14 protein-coding genes are annotated in these 16,957 nt (G+C 71.9%); 5 read left to right on the forward strand and 9 right to left on the reverse strand.

Features of this window, described 5'->3' with window-relative positions; all coding sequences use genetic code 11:
• The first annotated feature begins 35 nt into the window (after positions 1–35).
• On the forward strand, positions 36–1,640 hold the full coding sequence (locus FHR37_RS05945; protein ID WP_092883103.1) for a hypothetical protein: 1,605 nt from the start codon (positions 36–38) through the stop codon (positions 1,638–1,640).
• A gap of 9 nt (positions 1,641–1,649) precedes the next feature.
• Here FHR37_RS05945 and FHR37_RS05950 read toward each other — a convergent pair whose 3' ends face one another.
• The 3 genes from FHR37_RS05950 to FHR37_RS05960 form a co-directional block, all read right to left on the reverse strand.
• The gene (locus FHR37_RS05950; protein ID WP_092883102.1) at positions 1,650–2,156 is read right to left on the reverse strand and encodes a nuclear transport factor 2 family protein; all 507 of its coding nucleotides are present in this window, start codon (positions 2,154–2,156) and stop codon (positions 1,650–1,652) included.
• 437 nt (positions 2,157–2,593) lie between these two features.
• Positions 2,594–3,805: a DegT/DnrJ/EryC1/StrS family aminotransferase gene (locus tag FHR37_RS05955; protein WP_092883233.1), complete on the reverse strand. Its 1,212-nt coding sequence runs from the start codon at positions 3,803–3,805 to the stop codon at positions 2,594–2,596.
• 97 nt (positions 3,806–3,902) lie between these two features.
• Complete coding sequence (locus FHR37_RS05960) at positions 3,903–7,163, reverse strand: heparinase II/III domain-containing protein (RefSeq protein WP_092883101.1); 3,261 nt, start codon at positions 7,161–7,163, stop codon at positions 3,903–3,905.
• A 196-nt stretch (positions 7,164–7,359) separates the two neighbouring features.
• Here FHR37_RS05960 and FHR37_RS05965 point away from each other — a divergent pair, with 196 nt between their 5' ends.
• Complete coding sequence (locus FHR37_RS05965) at positions 7,360–8,622, forward strand: DegT/DnrJ/EryC1/StrS family aminotransferase (protein ID WP_092883100.1); 1,263 nt, start codon at positions 7,360–7,362, stop codon at positions 8,620–8,622.
• Between the two features lie 25 nt (positions 8,623–8,647).
• Here the strand turns inward: FHR37_RS05965 and FHR37_RS05970 are convergent, their stop codons facing one another.
• Genes FHR37_RS05970 through FHR37_RS05980 form a run of 3 tightly spaced genes read right to left on the reverse strand, consistent with a single transcriptional unit; the run spans position 8,648 to position 11,159 of the window.
• Positions 8,648–10,249, reverse strand: a complete 1,602-nt coding sequence (locus tag FHR37_RS05970; RefSeq protein WP_092883099.1) for a multicopper oxidase family protein — start codon at positions 10,247–10,249, stop codon at positions 8,648–8,650.
• On the reverse strand, positions 10,246–10,686 hold the full coding sequence (locus FHR37_RS05975) for a hypothetical protein (protein ID WP_092883098.1): 441 nt from the start codon (positions 10,684–10,686) through the stop codon (positions 10,246–10,248). Before FHR37_RS05975 ends, FHR37_RS05970 begins: the two co-directional genes overlap by 4 nt.
• Positions 10,683–11,159 carry a hypothetical protein gene (locus tag FHR37_RS05980; protein WP_092883097.1) on the reverse strand — a complete coding sequence of 159 codons (477 nt, stop codon included), beginning with the start codon at positions 11,157–11,159 and terminating at the stop codon, positions 10,683–10,685. Before FHR37_RS05980 ends, FHR37_RS05975 begins: the two co-directional genes overlap by 4 nt.
• A 192-nt stretch (positions 11,160–11,351) precedes the next feature.
• Here FHR37_RS05980 and FHR37_RS05985 point away from each other — a divergent pair, with 192 nt between their 5' ends.
• Genes FHR37_RS05985 through FHR37_RS05995 form a run of 3 tightly spaced genes read left to right on the forward strand, consistent with a single transcriptional unit; the run spans position 11,352 to position 13,056 of the window.
• Complete coding sequence (locus tag FHR37_RS05985; RefSeq protein WP_092883096.1) at positions 11,352–11,675, forward strand: helix-turn-helix transcriptional regulator; 324 nt, start codon at positions 11,352–11,354, stop codon at positions 11,673–11,675.
• A complete protein-coding gene (locus FHR37_RS05990) occupies positions 11,672–12,346 on the forward strand; it encodes a hypothetical protein (RefSeq protein ID WP_092883095.1) in 675 nt (224 codons plus the stop codon). The genes FHR37_RS05985 and FHR37_RS05990 overlap by 4 nt, the downstream gene beginning before the upstream one ends.
• A complete protein-coding gene (locus FHR37_RS05995; protein WP_175542471.1) occupies positions 12,343–13,056 on the forward strand; it encodes a permease prefix domain 1-containing protein in 714 nt (237 codons plus the stop codon). The genes FHR37_RS05990 and FHR37_RS05995 overlap by 4 nt, the downstream gene beginning before the upstream one ends.
• 4 nt (positions 13,057–13,060) lie before the next feature.
• Here the strand turns inward: FHR37_RS05995 and FHR37_RS06000 are convergent, their stop codons facing one another.
• The 3 genes from FHR37_RS06000 to FHR37_RS06010 all read right to left on the reverse strand — a co-directional run bounded on the left by FHR37_RS06000 (position 13,061) and on the right by FHR37_RS06010 (position 16,728).
• On the reverse strand, positions 13,061–14,137 hold the full coding sequence (locus FHR37_RS06000) for a serine hydrolase domain-containing protein (RefSeq protein ID WP_237768729.1): 1,077 nt from the start codon (positions 14,135–14,137) through the stop codon (positions 13,061–13,063).
• A gap of 76 nt (positions 14,138–14,213) precedes the next feature.
• Complete coding sequence (locus FHR37_RS06005; protein WP_092883094.1) at positions 14,214–15,344, reverse strand: mandelate racemase/muconate lactonizing enzyme family protein; 1,131 nt, start codon at positions 15,342–15,344, stop codon at positions 14,214–14,216.
• Positions 15,345–15,453: 109 nt separating this feature from the next.
• Positions 15,454–16,728 carry a cytochrome P450 family protein gene (locus FHR37_RS06010; RefSeq protein WP_092883093.1) on the reverse strand — a complete coding sequence of 425 codons (1,275 nt, stop codon included), beginning with the start codon at positions 16,726–16,728 and terminating at the stop codon, positions 15,454–15,456.
• Between the last annotated feature and the right edge of the window lie 229 nt (positions 16,729–16,957).

Here is a 16,957-nt window from a genome sequence, read left to right on the forward strand (position 1 = left end):
CCGGCCGCTCCGGCCGGCCCGACTGAGGAGGAACCATGAGCAGTGGGCAACTCGGACGCCGGACCTTCCTGCGCAGGTGCGGCACCTCCGCGTTGGTGCTCGGCGCGGCGGGAATGGGCGGGGTCGGCGTGCCGGCCCTCGCGCCGGGCCGCCGCGCCTTTGCGGCGACGACGTACGACTACACGGCCCGGGAGACGTACGACGTCTTCGACCGCACCTTCCACGAGAGCGGAGGAGCCGGGCAGCCGGACCAGCCGAACGACGCCGGCGGCCTGGCGTGGGGTCAGTCGTACGTGCTGGCGAGTTTCCTGCGGATGTACGACGCCTACCGCGACACCTACTACCTCGACCGGTTCGTGCACAACGCGGACCTGGTGCTCGCCAACCGCGACAGCGAGCGCGGCGTCACCGACTACGCCGGACGGTCCCGGCCGGCGTGGCGGGCGGCGAACCCCTACACGGTGGGGATCGCCCGGCTCTCCGGGGCCGGTGGTGTGCCGGTGCTGGAGGTACGCAGTGCGCTGGCCAACGCCGACCGGGCGACCGCGACCGTGCGGGCCGGTGAGGGCGGACGGTTCACCCTCGCGGTGACGAACGCGCAGTACGCCCGGACCGACACGTTCACCGACGTGACCATGGACCCGGCCAGTCCCGACTACGTTGTCACCAGGGTGTACGACGCGTACCCCACCGGCACGATGGTGACCGTGCGGGACCTGCGTCCTGCGCCCGCGGCGGGTGACCCGCCGGCGCCGGGCGACACCGCCCTCGCCTCCGCGCCGGTCGTGTTCGCCGTGCACACCGGGATGATCAGCTATCCGCTGGCGTGGTTCGCCGCCACCGTGCTCACCGACGCGCGCCTGCGCAGCGATCCGCGGTACCGCCGCAAGGCGGAGGAGTACGCCGCGGCCGCTCGGGACGCGGCCGCTGTGCACGACGAGGAGTGGCGGGACGGGCCCGACGGCACCGGATGGTTCCAGTGGCCCAAGGGCATGCCGCTCCCGTACGACGGCACCATCGCACCCATCAACCAGAGTGTCGCGCTCGGCCGCACCTACCTCGCGCTCGCGGAGGTGTCCCGGGACGGGACCTACCGCGATCGGGCGAGCCGGCTGGCCAGGATGTTCGCCGCGCAACTTGAGGTTGACAGCGGCGGCGCGGCGACCTGGCACTACTGGCCGACCACCAGCCGGATGTACGACGGCTACGCCAAGACCGGTGATCCCGCCACGGACGTGTCGATCTACACCCCGGCGTACGGGTCGGCCGGCCGCGGCGCCCAGCAGTACGAGGACGTGAGCCACGGCGCGATCGAGGTGGACTTCGCGGTCCGGGCGTTCCGGTCCGGGGTCGTCTTCCGCGGTGCCGACCTGGCGGCGCTGGCCGCGACGTACACCCGCAACCTCGCCACCACGACAGCCGAGGGCATCGCCACCACGAACACCCGCGTCGACGGCGGCGGCGGGCTCGCCGCGTCCGGGCAGTACCTCCAGGCACCCCGGTGGATGGCGGTCGCGTGGTGGGACGAGCGGGTGTTCGCCCATTCGCGGGCGATCTACGACGACCACCAGGTCCAGCCCGGGTCCGGGTCCGGCCTGCTGAACGTCGCCAACCTCAACTGGTACGCCCGCCGCGGCTGAGCGGCACTGTCAGTCCTCCTGGCCCGAACGAGCTCGTCGGGTGCGCTGGATCGCCTCGTCGACCGCCGTGAGGTTTCCCTCCTCCCAGCGACGCTCGGTCTCGATGCCTTCGATGCGCCATCCGTCGGAGGTTCGGCGCAGATGGTTGGTGTAGATGGCACGCAGCAGATAGAACTCGCCGTTCGGGGAGCCCTGGATCAGGTGCTGGGCGTACATCGCCGACACGCAGGTGGCTCGATCGGGATCCGCGGCGTCGAACGTGATGACGTGGTTGGTGCTCAGGTGTTGGGTCAGCGTGAACCCGTCGAGCGCCTCCGAGATCAGCGCGACCAGCTCCGCGCGGCTGGTCGAGCTGGCGGGCCGGCCGTCGCGGTACTCCGTCAGCACCGGGTCGGTGAAGCAGCGGGTGAAGGTCGCCCAGTCCCTGCGGTCGACGTTCAGGCAGTAGTTCACCACGGTCTCACTGATGGCGGCCCGGTCCTCGAGCCGCCGGACCCGGGTGGCGAGATCGTCCATGGCCGGCCCTCCCAGGGGCTTTCTGAAGCTGTAGAAGACAGTAGGGCCGCCGACCGCAGTTGGCCCACGGCGCTGCAGAAACAGTAGGGCCGTCGGCCGCAGTTGGCCCGCGAAGCTTGGAAAGACAGTAGGGCCGTCGGCCGCAGTTGGCGCACGGCTGGCGGAAACAGTAGGGCCGCCGACCGCAGTTGGCCCACGGCGCTGCAGAAACAGTAGGGCCGTCGGCCCACCCCGCGGAGGTCGGCGGCCCTACTGCGTTACCGAGCCTACGACGTGTGTCCCACGGCTCGTCTCCGACCCGCGCTCTGCCGAAGTGTGGAGACTTACGGGGCCTATAGCACCCGTAAGTCTCCACACTTCCCCGAGTGTCCGAGGGGTGGATGCCCGGCGACCCCGACACGCAGGACGGACGCCGGGCACCGGCCGAGCCCCACCGGTCAGAGCGTGTCGGCCTCGCCGAGGACCTTGCGCACCGCCGAGGCGATGTCGCGTACGTCGTCCTCGGTGCCGAGCAAAGCCTGCTGCGGCAGCCACACCGTGTCGGCGGCCACCAGATCGGCACCCGGCACCAGCGGCGGCTCGGCGTACGGGAGGTCGAGCCGTTTGGTGAGCGCGGCGATCTCCTCCCGCAGGGCGTTGTTGCGGTGCAGTCCGACGTAACCGCCCGAGCAGGGGATGCCCTCGGCGGCCAGCGCCTGCACGAACGCGTCCCGCTTCCCGGCCGCACCCAGCGCGGGCAGCCGCATCAGGAACAGGTGCCACCCGTGTGCGGTGACGTTCGGATCCCGCGAGGGAAGCGACACGCCCTCCACCTCACCCAGCAGCGACCCGAGCAACCGCGCGTTGACGTCCCGCGTCGTCTGCGTCCCTGGGTGGTCGCGCAGCTGCCCGGCCAGGATCGCCGCCTGGAACTCCGTCAGCCGCAGGTTGTAGCCCAGGTGCTCGTGTTGGTACCACCCGCCGCCGCGAACCCGGCCGACGTTGACGAGCGCGTACAGGTGTTCGGCCAGCCGGTCGTCGTTGGTCACCACGGCGCCGCCCTCGCCGGCACTCATGTTCTTCGACGTCTGGAAGCTGAACGTCCCGAGGTCGCCGAGCGCGCCGACACGACGGCCGCGCCACTCCGCGCCGTGGGCCTGCGCGGCGTCCTCGATGATCGCCACGCCGTGCTCGCGGCCGAGTGCGGCGAACGCGTCGAGGTCGCACGGCCGGCCGGCGATGTGCACCGGCATCACCGCCCGGGTGCGCGGGGTGATCGCGGCCGCGGCCGCCGCCGGGTCGAGCAGGTGGGTGGCCGGGTCGACGTCGGCGAACACCGGGACCGCGCCGACGAGCACCACGGCCGCCGCGCTGGCGATGAAGGTGTACGGCGGAACGACCACCTCGTCGCCGATCCCGACCCCGGCCGCACGCAGCGCGGCGACCAGCGCCAGGGTTCCGTTGCTCACGCAGATGCAGTGCGCCGCCTGCTGGTACGCCGCGAAGTCGCGTTCGAACGCGGCCACCCGGTCGCCGTGCGTGCTGCCCCACCTGCCGGACTCCAGGACGTCGAGCAGTTCGGCGCCCACCTGCTGGTCGGCGCGAGGCCAGGCGGGGAACGGTTGGGTACGGACGGGAGTGCCGCCCCGGAGGGCGAGCGTGCTGGCCATGAGTGCGGTCACCTCGTGTGGTTCGGCGTCTGAATCGACGTGTGGTTCGGCGAGTGGGCTGGCGGTGGAACGGTAGGCGGAACGGCGTGGCGGACGGTCACGCCGACCACTCCCGGGTGAGCGGGATGCGGGCGGCGGCACCTTCGGCCACGTCGTAGGTGTACCCCTTGTCGAAGTCCTCCGGATCGGCGTACTCACGGATCGTGGTGACGTCACCGATGTCGAGGACGAGGGTGCGGGTGTCGGGGCGGGTGGCACCGACGATGCGGTAGACGGCGTTGCGTACGCCGTCGTTGTCGACGTACACGTAGCTGCCCACGACCGTCTCCGGTGCGGGGGCGGCTCCGGAAAGCCGCAGGGTGAGGGAGTTGTCGGTGCTCAGCTCGCGGGTGAAGCCGGTGACGGTGCCGGTGAGCGCGGCCGGCCCGCGCACCTGGTTGACCGCGGCCACCATCGAGGCGTCGTGCCCGAACGCGTACACCGGACGCCCGGCCGACAGCGAGTAGACGCCGAACGAGCCGCGGAAGACGAAGCGTCCGTCCACCCGGAGCACGACGTCGGTACGCAACGAGCTCACCACGTAGTCGACCCGGCCGTTTGTCAACGTCACCTTGACAGCGGTCGCTTCGTGCGCCGCGATGGTGCCGTCGGTGGCCTCCACGAGTACCGGCTCGACGGATTTCACCAGCCGGTCGCCGACGTACGGCTCGACCACCGACACGAACTGGCTGGCGAGGTCGGTGCCCGTGCGCTTGGCGATGAGGTACCGCAGCTTCGCCGGGTTGCCGGGCTTGTTGCGCGGCGGAACGCCGTCGCACAGCGCCACCTCGTCCACGTCGCCCAGCATGGTGAGCCGCACGTGCAGGTCCGGGTCGGGGTTCAGGACGTTCCAGGTGTCCTTCACCGCCCAGTCCACGCTGTACGACGAGTCGGGGTCGGCGTCGCGGGACACGTTGGACAGCCAGTCGAAACCGCTCGCACCCGCGCGCGGCTTGGCGTTGTCGGCCGGCGGTTGGACGTTCGGCCCGGCGTAGCTTCCGCCTGCCTGATCGGTGAGCGTGAGCCCGGTCGTGGTGACCGGACCTTCGGCGGCGTGGAAGGAGAAGTGGTGCTGACTGCCACCCTTGACCCGGAAGACGTCCACGGCGTAGGAGTTGTCGCCGTCGATGTCGACCAGCGCGGTCACCCGGCGGTAGAGGCTGGTCGTGGGGTAGGCCTTCGGCGCGGCGATGTCGAACACCCGCACCCGCTCGCCCGCGGCGAACCCGTACGGCTGGCCGACCCACTCCACCGCCTGCCGGGTCGCGCCGACCACGACGGTGTTGTGCGCGACGGTGTTGGACGTCCACTCCACCCGGCGGGCGTTGGAGTCGGCGAACTCCGGGTAGCCCAGGTCGGGCAGCAGGTCGACGCCGAAGCCGAACAGTCCGAGGTTAAGCGCGTCCGCGTGACCGTGCCCACCGGTGCGGCCGTACGACGTCCACAGCTCCCGGCGAGTCGCGCCCTGGCCGACCCGCAGCGCGGCGAACCCGAAGCCGGTGTGGTTTTCCGAGGCGAGGTTCAGCGGCCCGTGCTCCTTGATCAGCGCGGCGATCCTGTCCCGGGTGCCCTCCACGTCGGCGGACCAGATGCTGCCGTACAGCCCGTCGACCTTGTTGCCGTTGAGGAGGTACGCCGACTGCGCGAGCTCCAGCCAGCCGGTCCGCTCGAACTGCCCGGTGTAGACCGTCGCGCTGTTGTAGAGCTCCGGCCCGCCGGTCGTGCCGGTGTCGCCGATGCTCGGCGTGTAGCGGTTGAGCATCGTCACCATCGGCGTGGCCCTGACCATCCGGAGGTACTTCGGGTGCTTCCACAGGTCGGCGGCGGCGTACTTCGGGTAGCCCTCGAGCGCGTCGACGACCCCGGCGATCGCGACCGGCCAGATGAAGTCGTAGTGCGGCGCGCCCTCGTCGCCCATGCCGTCGCGGTCCACGTCGTCGACCAGGGTCGCGCTCAGGTTGCCGCCGGTGATGTGCAGCTTGGGGGTGGCGACCCGGCCGCCGGTCTTGAAGACGAAGTCGATCTGCTCCTTCGTCTCGGTGTCGGAGTCGAGGATCACCGCCGCGGCGGCCAGGGTGGCCTGGTGGGTGCCGAAGTTGCCGGCGATCTGGCTGGCCTTCACCGCCGGGTAGACCTGCCGCACCAGGCCGTCCTCGAGGTTCTGCTTCAGCGCGGCCACGGAGTCCTTCGCCGGCAGGGCGTACTTCTGCGCCTTGGCGGACAGGAAGGCCAGCACGCCGGCGTCGTCGGCGGTCGCGATCGCCGGGAAGAACGCGTCGTAGGCGGTCACGAAGTCCTTGGCCAGTGACACCTCCCAGATGCAGCCGAGGATCTTTCCCTGCCCGGACAGGCCGTCGGACTGCAGGTAGCCGTCCGCGCGCTTGTAGGCCGCGGCGTCCATCGCGGGATAGACGTCGGCAATCCGGTCCAGCAGGATCAGCCCGGCGTGGGCGTACTTCGCTTCCCCGGTGTAGATGTAGGCGTCCCGCAGCGACCGCAGCGCGTTCTGGATCACGCCCTTCGCCGTCTCCACCGCGGCGTACCACAGGTGCCAGTGGTGGTAGTAGGCGACGAACGTCCACTTGTCGCCGTTGCTGTCGACCCAGCCGAAGCCGTCGTCGACGCCCCACGTCGCGCCCTTCTCCGGGTAGAGCTCGTTGACCAGCAGGGACCGGTCGGCGCGGGCCCGGTCGAACTCCCCGTGCTCGTCCAGGCCGCTGGCGTAGAAGGCGCCGAAGTCGTTGGTGGGGAAGACGTAGTCGCAGGAGGGGTCGACGATTTTCCACGGCCGGTTCAGCGGGTCCGCGGTGTACGGGTAGTTGCCGAACCGGAAGATGTCCTTGCCGGTGACGGGGGATCCGAGCGCCTGGTTGACGGCGTAACTGCGGGGGAGGCGCTGGGTGGTGACCAGGCTCCACAGCCACTCGTCGCCCTTGTCGAGGTAGGGCTTCGCGGCCGCCACGGCGCCGTCGCGCAGGCGGGCGCCCCAGTCGTAGGCGGCGATGTTGCGCCGGACCGCGGCCACCTTCTCCGGGGTGTAGTACGTCGAACCGGCCTTCGTGGAGGCGGTCAGCGTGGAGGTGGTCAGCGCGCCGGCGGCGAACGCGCCCGGCCCGGCGGCGGCCCTGGTCGGCCTGGCGAGCGGTGAGAGGACGCCGGCCGCACCGACCGCTCCGAACGCGGCGAGGCGAAGGACGTCGCGCCGTCGCGGGCCCCGACCGGGAGCGGTGTCGTGCGCAGCGGAGCCGGGAGCGGAGTCAGGGGTGGGGCCGGACGTGGAACCGTACGCGGAGCTGTCGACGGGGCCGGAACTGGTCATTGCTGTCTCCTCCGGGCGGGGGACATGCGAGGACATGCGGCGGACGCGCGGCGGACGTGCCGCGGGAGCGTTCCAAGGAGCTTGCCGCGTACTGGACTTTAGGTCAAGACCGTATAGATTGTGGTTCGGCCGGCGGGGCCACTCCGGTCCGGCGTCTGCCAGAACCCACCGCGCGACGGATTCCTGTGAGGTACGCATGAGCCAGCCAGCCGAGGAGACCCTCGCACTCGACGGCGGAACTCCCGTCCGCACCGCGCCCTTCCCGAGCGTCGGCAACGCCGAGGGCCGCACCCTGGGGGCGGAGGAGATCGAGGCGGTCACCCGGGTGGTGGCCTCCGGCCGGCTGAACAGCACCGTGGGTGATGAGACCCGGCAGCTGGAACGCGAGTTCGCCGACTACTACGGGCTCCCGCACGCGGTCGCGTCGAGTTCGGGCACCGCGGCGATCCACCTCGCGGTGGCGGCGGTCGACCCCGACCCGGGCGACGAGATCATCACCACGCCGATCACCGACGCGGGCACGGTGCTGCCGATCCTGATGCAGAACGCCGTCCCGGTGTTCGCCGACGTCGATCCACACACCGGCAACCTCGACGTGGCCTCGGTCCGCGACCGGATCACCGCGCGCACCCGCGCGATCATCGCGGTGCACCTGTTCGGCGCGCCGGCGCCGGTGGTGGAGCTGCGGGCGCTGGCCGACGAACACGGCCTGATCCTGGTCGAGGACTGTGCCCAGGCGTACCTCACCCGCTGTTCGGACGGCAGGCTGGCCGGCACGGTCGGTCAGATCGGCTGCTTCAGCCTGCAGCAGTCCAAGCACATCACCGCCGGCGACGGCGGTCTGTGCATCTCCGCCGACGCCGACCTGGCCCGGCGGATGCGGCTGTTCGCCGACAAGGGCTGGCCGCGCGACACCGACGAGCGCACTCACCTCTTCCTGTCCGTCAACTACCGCATGACCGAGCTGCAGGCGGCGGTGGCCCGCGCCCAGTTGCCCAAGCTGGCCGGCGTGGTGGCCGACCGCCGGGCGGGTGCGCAACGGCTCGGCGCAGCGCTGTCCGGCCTTGCCGGGTTGACGATTCCGCCCGACGAGGGCGGCGTGAGCTACTGGCAGTACCCCCTCGTCGTCGACCCGGGCCAGGCGGGCGGCAGCTGCCACGACTACGGCAAGGCGCTGGCCGCCGAGGGCATCCCCGCCAACGGCGGCTACCTGACCCGGCCGGTCTACCGCACACCGGTGCTCACCGAACGCCGCACCTACGGCCGGTCCGGCTACCCGCTGCACTCACCGCCCGCGCGGGTGGAGCCGTCGTACGACGTCGGGCTGTGCCCGGAAGCCGAACGCCTGATCGCCGAACGCCTGCTGGTGGTGTCCTGGAACGAGCGCTACACCGAGGCCGACGTGAACGACATCGCCCGCGCGGTCCGCAAGGTCCACAACGCGTTCACCGCCAAGTAGGTCGAGGTCGAAACGGCGAACCGGGTCAGGTGGTGGCGAACGCGGCCATCATCGCCATGTCCTCGTGCTCGAGGTTGTGGCAGTGCAGGAGGTACGGCCCGCGGTAGTCGGTGAAGCGCACCGCGACGTCGACGTACTCCGTGGGCCGCAGGTCGACGGTGTCCTTCCAGCCGGCGTCGTACTGCCCGGGGCCGCGGTTGCCGCGCCGGACCACCTGGAACGGGTCGAGGTGCACGTGCACCGGGTGGTGCAGGTCGGCCTGGAACCGCCAGATCTCGATGTCGCCGAGCCGGGGCCGGGCGTCCATCCGGCGCGGGTCGAACGGCCGGCCGTTGATGGTCCAGCCCCTCTCGCCGTGCACGTCGCCCTTGGCGAACCGCCACTCCCGCGTCCGCACCGCCCTGGCGGGGTCGTGCTTCTCGATCCTGCTCAGCCTGGAAGGGATCGCGCTGTCGTCCCTGACCCGGTGGGTCACCCGGAACCGCATCACCCGCGCGGTCGGCCCGCTGCCCAGCTGGTTGACCATCGTCACCAGCGTTCCGGGCCTGTACGCCGAGAAGTCCACCACCACGTCGAAGCGCTCGGCCGGCGCGGCGACGATGGCGTCCTGGTCCACGGGGTGTTCGAGCAGGCCGCCGTCCCCGCCGATCTGCACGAACGGCGCGCCCTCGCCGGGCCCCGGGTCCAGCGCGAGCCGGTAGCGGCGGGCGTTGGAGGCGTTCAGGATCCGGAAGCGGTAGCGTGCGGCGGCCACCTCCAGCACCGGCCACGGCGCGCCGTTGACCAGGATGACGTCGCCCACGACGCCTTCCATGTAGGCGGAGGTGACACCGGGCGTGGAGCGCAGCTCCCGGTCGAGCGCGGGATAACGGAAGGCGCCGTTCTCCTCGAACGAGCGGTCGCAGATCATCAGCGGCACGTCGCGCTCGCCGCTCGGCAGCGGCAGTGCCTGCTCCTCGTCGTCGTGCACCAGGTGGAACCCGGCAAGGCCGCGGTAGACCTGCGCGCCGGTGAAGTCCATCCGGTGGTCGTGGTACCACAACGTCGCCGCGCGCTGGTGGAACGGATAGGCGTAGTCGCGTACGCCCTTGCGGACGTCGCCGGGCATGGAGGCCATCGGACTCATGTCCTGCCCACCGTGGCCGGAGCGGTGCGCCGCACCCGGGTTCCAGCCGCCGACCGGCAGCAGCAGGTCGATCGGGTAGCCGTCGTGCTCGGGCGGGGTGTGCCCGCCGTGCAGGTGCACCACCGTCGGCACCGGAAGGGTGTTGCGATGTCGTACGACGGTCCTCCGGCCGCTGCGGCTCACCAGCGTGGGCCCGGGGAACGTGCCGTCGTACCCGAGGATCGGTGTCGTCAGGCCCGGCAGGATCTCCGCGTCCGCGACCCGCTGCACGATCTCGTAGTAGTCGGTGGTGGCGTCGCTGCGCAAGGGCTTCTTGACAGCGGGCACCGGCAGCGGCACGGCGTAGGGCCGGGGGGTCGGCAGCCGGCTCGGCAGCAGCTGGGCGGTCTGCCCGGTGGTGTCCCGCCCGCAGCCGGTCAGGCCGAACGACCCGGCGACACCGGCCGCACCGGCCGCGCCGACCAGCCCGAGGAAACCTCGCCTTGACAGCGGCGTACTCATCGACGGTTCTCCCTACGCACGCGGGCCCGGCGTGCTCGCGGGCCCAGCAGCCAACAGGTGAAGAGGATCTGGGTGAGGACCAGGCCCACACCGAGGGGGACGTGCACGAGCAGGTTCTGGGCGTAGCCGAGGACCGTCTGCGTCTCCGCCGCCACCAGCAGCGCCGCGGTCAGTGTCGCGGGCCACCAGCGGCCGCGGCCGCGCCACGCGTAGACCACTGCCGCCGCGAACTGCACGAACGCCAGCGCGGTGACCGCGTGCGCGTTGGCCTCGTGGATCCCGAGCGCGCCCACCTCACCGGTGAGATAGCTTCCGGCCAGTACCGGTTGGGCAAACACGATGATGGCCGTGAGCAGCGCGCAGATCCGTAACGCCAGCAGGGATCCGCGCGGGCGGGTGCCGGGCGGGGCCGGCCGGGAGTCGGTGGCTGTGGTCATGCCCGCTCACCTGCCTTCGGCTGCCTGCGCAGGGTGCGCCGGGGGCGGCGGGCACCGGCCCGGAAGAGCCAGACCACGAACACCACCTGCGCGGTGACGACGGCGACGCCGAGGGGTACGTGCACGGCGAGTTGACCGGCGTACCCCATGGCCGTCTGGATTCCCTCGCCGAAGAACAGCAGGGCGGTCACCAGGAGGGGCCAGCCGCGTCCCCGGCCGGGCAGGAAGTAGACGAGCGCGGCGCCGAACTGGCACATGCAGGCGAGCATCACCAGGCCGGCGTTGAGGGAGTGGGTGGCGAGCGCGTCGAAACGGCCACTGAGGTAGATCCCGGCGAGCACCGGCTGGCCGACCACCAGGCCGGCATGGACGAACGCGACGAACCGCAGCAGCCACAGCGTGACCCGTGGGCCGCCTGCGGGGAGGCCCGGCGGACTGGGCCGCGGGCCGGCGGTGAGGACGGAGGACGGCAACGAACCTCCCGGGTTCGGATGCGGACACCGCACAGACTATAGGTTGGCTGCCTACACATGAATCAGGTTGTTCCCTGGTCTTCGCCGCCCGCATCCACCCCGGTATCGGCTCAGGGGAATGCCGGAGATCGTCCCTGAGGGACGCCCCGCTGAGGTGTCCGACAGTGCCGTGAATGAGTAGGCTGCATACTCGTGAAGGCCGACATCGTCCGCGGGCACCTGGACGCACTGCTGCTCGCCACCCTCGCCGACGGGCCCCTGCACGGCTACGCGATCATCGAGGCCCTGCAGGCCCGCAGCGGCGGCGTCCTCGACCTGCCCACCGGCAGCATCTATCCGGCGCTGCGCCGCCTCGAACGCGCGCGGTACATCTCCGGCCAGTGGGGCATCGTCGGCGGCCGGCGGCGCCGCACCTACCAGCTCACCCGCGCCGGGCGGCAGGAGCTGGCCCGGGAGCGGGCCGACTGGAGCCGGTTCACCACGGCGATCGGCGGTGTCCTGGGGGAGCCGGGATGAGCGCGCCGATCGACGGTTACGTCCGGCGGGTACGACACCTGCTGCCCGGTCCGGCGGCGGCCCGGTCGGAGCTGATGTGCGAGCTTTCCGACGGTCTGTACGACGCCGCGCGGGCCCACGTCCGTGCCGGCGTCGCGGCGGAGGAGGCCGGCGCGCGGGCGGTCGCCGACTGCGGGCCGGCCGAGGACACCGCGGCCGCGTACCGGCCCGAACTCACCGCCGTCCAGGGCCGGCACACCGCGATGCTGGTCGCCGTCCTCATGCCCGGCCTCAACCTGCTGTGGGACGTGCCGTGGATGATCTCCGGTCCGTGGAACGCCCCACCGAACCCCGTCGTGTCGGCGTTGTCCCGCGTCGTCACCGGTTCGGACCTGCTGGCCGGCGGCAGCGCCGTGGTGTTGCTCCTCCTCATGGTGCTCGCCGCCCGGCGTGGCCGGCCGGCCACCTCGCTCACCGGCGCGGTGGCAGTGGTCGGCGTGCTCGCGTTCACGGTCACCCTCGGCTGCTCGGTGGCGATGATGGCCGTGAACGCCGACGGGCCGAGCCAGGCGTTCGCGACCTCCTGGATCGGACTGCTGGTGGGTTCGGTCACCCTCGGCTGTGCGTGCCTGCTGGTGCGGTCACTGGTCCGGTCGCTGCGGTCGGCGTTCGCCGGCGTCCGTACGCCATGAGGACGGACCACGGCCGCCGCGGCGACGGCGGACCGATCACCGCGTACGTCACCGATCTCGGCCGCGCGCTGCGCGGTCCGCGAGGTGCCCGGCGGGACGTCACGGCCGAGCTCGCCGACGGGCTCCGCGACGCTGCCGACGCCTACGTGGACGCCGGCATCCCGGAGCGGGAGGCACAGGTCAGGGCGGTCCGGGAGTGCGGGCCGGTGGCGGACGTCGCGGCGGCGTACGCGCCCGAACTCGCGGCGGTCCAGGGCCGGCGGACCGCCGCCGTGTGCGCGCTGTCCATGCCGGCGACGGTGCTCGCCTGGGGCCTCACGTGGCGCGCGGAGGTGCCGAGTGCCGAGGCGCCGGTAACCCCTGCCGGGACTCACCCGTGGCGGCTGGGCGTTCTGTCCGACCTCACCGACTGGGCCGGGATCGCCGGCGGGAGCGCCGGCTGCGTCCTGGCCGGCCTGCTGGTGGTGTCGGCGCGCCGGGCGGTTCCGGTCCGGCTCGTCCTCGCCCTGCTGGTCGGGCTGTGCGGCGGCGCGGTGCTGGTCTCCACCGTCTGCTCGGCGGTGATGAACGTCGCCAACGCCGAGCTGATCGAGTGGATGCTGGCCGGCTCCACCCCGGCTGTGGTGCTCTCCCTTGCCACCGGGGCGATGTCCGCCTGGCAGCTGGTCTCGCTGTTCCGTACCGCCGATTTCGCGTTCCGCCGCGGCTGACGCCTCACGCGGCGAGTTCGGCGAGGACGGCCGTCACCGCGAGGTTGGTGAACCGCGGCCGCAGCCAGGGCATCGTGGTGGCGTCGCGTTCTGGGTGGACGCGGTTGGTGAGCAGGGTGACGTAGAGACCCAGCTCGGGATCGACCCACAGGCTGGTGCCGGTGAAACCCGCGTGCCCGTACGCCGACCCGCTCATCAGGTCGCCGGCAAGTGTCGACAGCAGGTCGTTTCCCTGCCAGGCAAGGGATCTGCGGAGGTTCAGGTGGTCGGTGGCCGGCCTGGTCATCACCGCGAGCGTACGCGGCGCCAGCAGCCGGCCGCGCTCGCCGCGACCGCCGCGGACGAGTGCCAGCCCGAGCCGTTCGACGTCGGCGAGGGTGGCGAACAGCCCGGCGTGTGCGGACACCCCGCCGAGCACCTCGGCGTTCTCGTCGTGCACGGTGCCCTGGATCAGCCGGCCGCGCCAGGCGCACTCCTCGGTGGCCGCGGTGCTGCTCCAGCGTTCCCGCGGCGGGTTGTAGGTGAGGCCGCCGGCGCCGAGCGGCTCCGCGACGTACTCGCGTACCAACTCATCCAGCGGCCGGCCGGCGGCGGCCTCGGCGACCAGACCGAGCACGATGAAGCCCTGCGAGCTGTACTCCACCCGGGTGCCCGGCCGGCCCTCGCGCAGCGGGAGGTCGCGCACGGCGGCCAGAAGGCTGTCCCGGTCGGGGTGGTCGCGGTAGAGGCGCTGCCCGCCCGGAATGCCGGAGGTGTGGGTCAGCAGGTGCCAGACGGTGAGGTCGGCCTTGTCGGTGCCGGCGTACTCGGGCAGGTGCATGGCCACCGGGTCGGTGAGCGCGAGCAGCCCGCGTTCGGCCAGTGCCATCACCACCAGTCCGGCGACGGGTTTGGTGAGCGAGGCGAGGTCCCAGCCGGTGTCCTCGGTCACCGGGTCGCCGCCCCAGGCGAGGGTGCCGAGGTGGCCGCGGCGGACGGGGCCGTCGGCGGTGCCGGCCGACCAGGCCGCCCCGGAGAACACCCGGTCGGTGCGGGCCTGTTCCAGCAGGGTGGTCAGCGGGTCGGTCGGCGGCGGGGTCACGGCGTCGGCTCCGGATCGTGGGGGGAAAGCGGATCGTGGGTCGAGTACGTACGACAAGACGGTGGAGTGTGCGACCTTACGGAGTGTGGTCGCCCTCCTTCTCGTTGCGGCGGGCGTAGTGGAGGACCCGGTCGAGGTCGACGTCGACGCCGAGGCCGGCACCCTGGGGTACCGGCAGGCTTCCGTGGGACAGTTCGATGCGCTCGGTCAGCACGTCGCCGTCGGCGAGGTAGTACATCGCGTCCACGGCATGGTCGAGCCGGTCGAGTGCCGCGGCGACCTGGAGATGGCATGCGGTGCTGATACCCAGTTCGCCGCCGCTGTGGAAGTTCAGGCCGAGACCGAACGCCCGGCAGGTGGCGGCGAGGTTCATCGTCGGACCGACGCCGCCCCATTTGTGCACGTCGGCGTGGATGATGTCGACCGCACCCATCCGCACCGCGGGGGCGAGGTCCTCCTCGCGTACGACACACATGTTGGTGCACAGGGGAGTGGCGATCTGCGCGCGCACCTGCGCCATCCCCTCCAGGCCGGCGCACGGGTCCTCGAGGTACTCAAGGTCCAGGGCGTCCAGCCGGCGGCCGGCCCACACCGACTCCGGCACCGACCAGACGGCGTTGGGGTCCACCCGCAGCGCGGTGCCGGGCAGTTTCGCGCGCAGCGCCTCCATCACCGACACGTCGAACCGCGCGTCGGTGGAGCCCTTGAACTTCACCGCGGTGAACCCGTGCTCCGCCACGATCTCGGCGGCCTTGTCGGCCAGCACGGCCGGCTGGTCGGCGCGGGGCACGTCGCCGGCCGCGCCCCGGGTGAGCAGGCCGGTGAGGGGAATCGTGTCGCGGACCGCGCCGCCGAGCTGCAGATGCAGCGGCACCCCCGACGCCTTGCCGGCAAGGTCGAGGAACGCCATCTCCAGCCCGGCCAGCGCGCAGTAGCCGAGGTAGCCGTAGAAGAACGGCACCATCGCGCACGTACGCCGGATGGTCGCGCTCGCCCGCGGGTCGACACCGACGAACTGGTCCCGGATGCGTTCGACCAGCGCCGCTGTGGGCCGGCCGTGCATGGTCTCGCCCCAGCCCTCGCGCCCGTCGTCGTCGCGGACGCGGATCACCGTGCGGGTGGTGCCGGCCTTGGCCTCGAAGCTGCTGGCGAACGTGGTTGTCAAGGGGACGTTGACAACCCAGACGTCGATGTCGGCGACGCGCATGAATCTCCGTCCTGGGGTTGCACCGAGAGGAAGCCGTGCCCACCGCTGGACGGTGCGGCCGGCGAACGGCAGGGGTGCCGCGCGCCGACCCTACCGAAGATCGCCGACGTCAGGACAGGCGTACGGGAAGGCGTTCCACGCCATGGATCAGGCTGCTGTGCCGCCACCGCACCTCGTCGGAGTCGACCGCCAGGGACAGCTCGGGGAAGCGGTCGAGCATCCGGCGGAACGCCACCTCCGCCTCCAGCCGGGCCAGCGGCGCGCCCACGCAGTAGTGGATCCCGTGGCCGAACGCCAGGTGCCCGCCGCCGCGGCGGGTGACGTCGAGCTGCCCGGCACCGGGGAACCGGCTCTCGTCGTGGTTGGCCGAGGCCAGTGACACCAGGACGAACTGCCCGCGCGGGATCTCCACGTCGCCGAACCGCACCGGCTCGGAGGTGAACCTCATGGTGGCGAGGTTGATCGGCCCGTCGTAGCGCAGGAACTCCTCGACCGCACCGCCCACCAGGGACGGGTCGGCGCGCAGCCGGTCGAGCTGGCCGGGGTTGCGCAGCAGGGCGAGGACGCCGTTGCCGATCAGGTTGACGGTCGTCTCGTGCCCGGCGACGAGGAGCAGGAACGCCATCGCGATCAGCTCGTTCTCGTCCAGCCGGTCGTTGTCGTCGCGGGCCTGCACCAGGCCGGTCAGCAGGTCCTCACCGGGCTGGGCGCGCTTGGCCGCGATCAGCTGGCTGAGGTAGCCGGCCATGGCGTACGACGCGGTGCGAACCTCGTCGTCGGTCGGGTCGTCGGCCAGCACCACCGCGGACCAGGCGCGGAAGTCCTCGCGGTCCTCGAAGGGGACGCCGAGCAGCTCGCAGATCACCGTCATCGGCAGGGGGAACGCGAACGCGTCGATCAGGTCGACCGGCTCGCCGTCCGCCCCGCGCGCGGCCATGGCGTCCAGCAGCTCCTCGGTGATCGCCTCGATCCGGGGCCGGAGCGCCTCGACCCGGCGGGAGGTGAACGCCTTGTTGACCAGCTTGCGCAGCCGGGTGTGGTCGGGCGGGTCCGAGCTCAGCATGTGCGCCCGCAGCGCCTCGGCGAACACCATCTCGTCCCCGAGCTGCTCGGGGTCCATGTACTGGTCGAGCACCCGGCCGTTCTTCAGCAGCCGCGGATCGGCGAGCGCGGCCCTGGCCTCGTCGTACCTCGTCACGATCCAGGTCTCCCAGCCGTGGGGGAGCACGACCTTGCGGGCCGGCCCCTCCTCGCGCAGCGCCGCATGCACCGCCTCCGGATCCTGGAAGTAGTCGGTGTCCAGAGCCGGCACACCGTTGGCCCCCGCCGTGGTGAACCTGGTGGACTCCGTGCCCGTCGTACCGACCACTCCTGGCTTCGTCATCTGTCGTCCTCCCTCGTGTGCCCGGCATCGCCGGGACGTGCCCCCGGGACGTCTGCCTGGCCCCCGCACAGGATGAACGTCCGGGCACCGGCCCGTGATCCTGCGGGAGGAGGAAATCTCCCGGGGTGGGGTGCTTGGGTATGCCCTCGAAGGGCTGGTCCGCCGGGGTCCGCCGGGGTCCGCCGGGGGCGGCAATCCGGATGCGGCCCGCCGGTCCGGCCGCTATCCT

Origin of the sequence: Actinopolymorpha cephalotaxi, assembly GCF_013408535.1 — a bacterium.
GTDB lineage: Bacteria > Actinomycetota > Actinomycetes > Propionibacteriales > Actinopolymorphaceae > Actinopolymorpha > Actinopolymorpha cephalotaxi.